This window comes from Stenotrophomonas sp. PS02298 (assembly GCF_029959445.1).
In the GTDB taxonomy this organism is placed as follows: domain Bacteria; phylum Pseudomonadota; class Gammaproteobacteria; order Xanthomonadales; family Xanthomonadaceae; genus Stenotrophomonas.
Genome location: NZ_JASCOR010000255.1, coordinates 1 through 3,877, shown reverse-complemented (window position 1 = coordinate 3,877; position 3,877 = coordinate 1). Strand labels below are relative to the sequence as shown.

Sequence of the window (3,877 nt, the reverse complement as noted above, 5' to 3'; positions counted from 1 at the left end):
TGCCGGTAGAGCCCCTGCCGAGCACGGCTCGGCACTACACGAATCATCCTACCCGTCGTCGTGACAACCAGGCGGAGATACCCAGCATCAGCAACGGCGGCAAGGCATAGGCGATGCGGTAATCAAACTTCAGCGCGCCAGCCATGCGCCCGAAGAACATCTGCAACAGCAGGAAACCCAGCGCGAACAGCATGCCCAGGAACAGGCGCTTGCCCATGCCGCCGCTGCGCAGCGAACCAAACGCAAACGGCACCGCGGCCAAGCACAGTGCCAGCACATTCAAGGGGTAGAACCAGCGCCCCCAGTAGGTGTCTTCGTACTCACGCGCATCCAGGCCATTGCGCTTGCGGTAATCGATGCTGGTCTTGAGTTCGCCAACACCGAGGTTGCGCGGCTTGGCCAGGCCAGAAGCCAACGCAGAGGCATCCAACTGCGAGGCCCACTTCTCGCTGGGCAGCTCCTGACGCGCGACCGAGCGTTCGCCGAAGGTATCGCGGCGCACGCCTTCCAACACCCAGCCCTGGCTGTCGTGACGTGCGGTCTTGGCATAGGTCAGGCTCAGCAGGCGCCCGTCTTCGCCCAGCTGGTACAGGCGCACGTCATGCAGCAGCAAGGTCGACTGACCGTCGGCGCTGAGCTGCTCTTCACCGGTCAGCGCATTGAGGAACGTATCGCCTTCACGCGCCCACAAGCCCGAATAGCGGGCCGTGGCCATATCGGTATTGAAACGGGCGCTGGCCTTCAAGGCATCGGCGCGGCCCTGTGCCCAGGGCGCCAGGGTTTCGCCATTGACCACCATCAACGCGGTCAGCAGCGACAACGCAATCGCCACCGATACCGCAATCCGCCGCCGCGACAGGCCAATCGCCCGCAGCGCGGTCAACTCGGAGGTCGCCGCCAGCTGGCCCAGGCCCATCAGCGCGCCAATCACCGCAGCCATCGGAAACAGCGTGTAGGCACGACGCGGCAGGGTATATGCCACCCACGCCAAGGCATGGCCGAAACTGTAATGGCCCTGGCCGATCTTCCCGGCCTCGCCGGACAAGGCCATGATCGCGTCCAGGCCCAGCAGCACCATCCACACCACCAGCACCGTGAGCAGCACGGTACGGCCTACATAGACGTCATGAATCCGCGGCAGCAACCTCATGCCTTTGCTCCCGCGCGGCGGCGGCTCAAGCGCCCATCACGGAAATACAGCCACACCGCCAACAGCAGCAACGGCAGGGTCAGCCACCACATACCGGCATCGACCGGCAGCTTGCCCGCAGCCAGCCACTGGCGGCCGAGAATGCTCAGGCTCACGCCCACGGTGTAGGCGAGGAACGCGACCATGATGCGGCCATAACGCTGCTGGCGCGGCGCGCTGCGCGCCAGCGGCAGGGTCAGCAGGGCAAATGTCAGCGCCAGCAGCGGCGGGGTGATGCGCCAGTGCAACTGGGCCTTGGCTTCCGGCCGGTCATCGCCGAGCAACTGGCCGGTGGTCAGCATTTCCGGGTCATTCTGGTCGCGCACTTCCTCGCGGTCCGGCAAGGCAACTTCATTGCGCGCATAGCGCATCAGCCGGTAGTCCAGGGTTCCGCTCTCCGGGCCTTCGACCCGGTAGCCATCCTCCAGGCGCAGGTAGCGCTGGCGTTCGCCTTCGAAGAACATCGCGCCGCTGTTTGCCGATACCACGTCGATACGCCCTTCCTTGTAACGCTGCATGAACACCTTGCCCATCTTGGTGCCGTCGCCCGTCAAAGACGACAGGTAGACAATGCCGCCACCGGCCAACGGAGTGAACTGGCCCGGCTCCAGCCCGGCCACGACCATGCTGCGGCTGGCCTCCTGCAACATCCGCTCGGCGTTGCGGTCGGCCCAGGGCCCCAACCACAGCGAGCAGGCCGCAACCAGCGCCACCACCGGCACCGTCAACAGCAGGATCGGCTTGAGCAGGCGCTTGGGACCGACGCCAACACCGGTCAGCACCGCCATTTCTGAATCGCGGTACAGCCGCGCGATCGACAGGGCCAGCCCCAGCATCAGCGCCAGGGGCAGGATGATGGGCAGGTAGACGATGAATTGCAGGCCCAGCTGGGACAGCATCAGGCCGGCCGGGATGCGGCCATCGGCGATCCGGCCGAGGATATCGACCAGCACACCGCCCATGCTGACTACCAGAAGTACGGTCAAAGTGGCCAGAAAACTCTGGAGGAAGTCACTCAGAAGGTAGCGGTCAAGCTTCGCCATAGGGTCGGTGGTTTAAACTCTCGGTTTAGTCCGCAGAACGCCCGGCCTCGATGGCCTTGCGTATACAGCCTGCGATTGTACGGATTTGGCAACGGAATCTGATCAATGTCTCTGGAATTCACCCTGAACCACGCCGCCCCGGTCTCCGCCGAGGTGGATTGCGTCATTGTTGGCGCCTTCTCTGACAAGTCGCTGACCCCGGCCGCACAGGCCCTGGACGCAGCGTCTGGCGGCCGCCTGGCCGCCCTGATCGAGCGCGGCGATGTTGGCGGCAAGACCGGCAACACCACCCTGCTGCACGATCTGGCTGGCGTCAGCGCCGCCCGCGTGCTGGTGGTTGGCCTGGGCGACCCGGCCAAGTTTGGCGTGGTGCAGTACCTGAAGGCTGCCGGCGACGCCGCCCGCGCCCTGAAGAGCGGCAATACCCGCAGCGCGCTGTTCACCCTGAACGAGCTGGAAGTGGGCGGTCGCGATGCCGCCTGGAATGTCCGTCAGGCGGTGATCACCGCCAATCACGCCAGCTACCGCTACACCGCCACCTTGGGCAAGAAGAAGCCGGAAGCCCCGGGCCTGGAGTCGCTGGCCATCGCCAGCAGCGACGAAACCGCGCTGCTGCAGGGCCAGGCCATTGCCGCCGGCGTGGAATACGCCCGCGAGCTGGGCAACCTGCCACCGAACTACTGCACCCCGGCCTATCTGGCCGAATCCTCGGTCAAGTTCGCCGCCGAGCACGACGGCGCCGAAGCCGAGATCCTGGACGAGGCGCAGATGGAAGCGCTGGGCATGGGCTCGCTGTTGGCCGTCGCCCGTGGCTCGGCCAACCGCCCCAAGCTGGTGGTGCTGAAGTGGAGCAATGGCGGTGACGCCAAGCCCTACGTGCTGGTCGGCAAGGGCATCACTTTCGACACCGGCGGCGTCAACCTGAAGACCCAGGGTGGCATCGAGGAAATGAAGTACGACATGTGCGGTGGCGCCAACGTCATCGGCACCTTCGTCGCCACGGTCAAGGCCAAATTGCCGTTGAACCTGGTGGTGGTCGTCCCGGCAGTGGAGAACGCCATCGACGGCAACGCCTACCGTCCGTCCGACGTGATCACCTCGATGTCCGGCAAGACCATCGAAGTGGGCAATACCGACGCCGAAGGCCGTCTGATCCTGTGTGACGCGCTGACCTATGCGCAGCGCTTCGAGCCGGCCGCACTGATCGACGTTGCCACGCTGACCGGCGCCTGCATGGTGGCCCTGGGCCACCAGACCGCCGGCCTGATGAGCAAGCACGACGACCTGGCCAACGAACTGACCGCCGCTGGCGAAAACGTGTTCGACCGCGCCTGGCGCCTGCCGTTGTGGGATGAGTACCAGGGCATGCTGGATTCCAGCTTCGCCGACGTCTACAACATCGGCGGCCGTTGGGCCGGTGCCATCACCGCTGGCTGCTTCCTGTCGCGCTTCACCGAAGGCCAGCGCTGGGCGCACCTGGATATCGCCGGCGTCGCCAGCGATGAAGGCAAGCGCGGCATGGCCACCGGTCGCCCGGTCGGCCTGCTGACCCAGTGGCTGCTGGACCGCGTTGCCTAAGTAAGTCCTGGACAAAGCCGGGGTTGGAAAACCGGGGTCAGAGTCGGGTTTTGACCCCGGCAAAACC

The 3,877-nt window shown here is 65.4% G+C and carries 3 protein-coding genes; 1 reads left to right on the top strand and 2 read right to left on the bottom strand.

What is annotated here, in order from left to right; genetic code table 11:
- Positions 1-43 precede the first annotated feature (43 nt).
- Positions 44-1,150 carry an LPS export ABC transporter permease LptG gene (gene lptG / locus QMX78_RS20555; protein WP_282273132.1) on the bottom strand — a complete coding sequence of 369 codons (1,107 nt, stop codon included), beginning with the start codon at positions 1,148-1,150 and terminating at the stop codon, positions 44-46.
- Positions 1,147-2,232 (bottom strand): LPS export ABC transporter permease LptF, encoded by a 1,086-nt coding sequence (gene lptF / locus QMX78_RS20550; protein ID WP_282273131.1) that lies wholly within the window; start codon positions 2,230-2,232, stop codon positions 1,147-1,149. Before lptF ends, lptG begins: the two co-directional genes overlap by 4 nt.
- 105 nt (positions 2,233-2,337) lie before the next feature.
- Here lptF and QMX78_RS20545 point away from each other — a divergent pair, with 105 nt between their 5' ends.
- Positions 2,338-3,810, top strand: a complete 1,473-nt coding sequence (locus QMX78_RS20545) for a leucyl aminopeptidase (RefSeq protein ID WP_282273127.1) — start codon at positions 2,338-2,340, stop codon at positions 3,808-3,810.
- Positions 3,811-3,877: the final 67 nt, after the last annotated feature.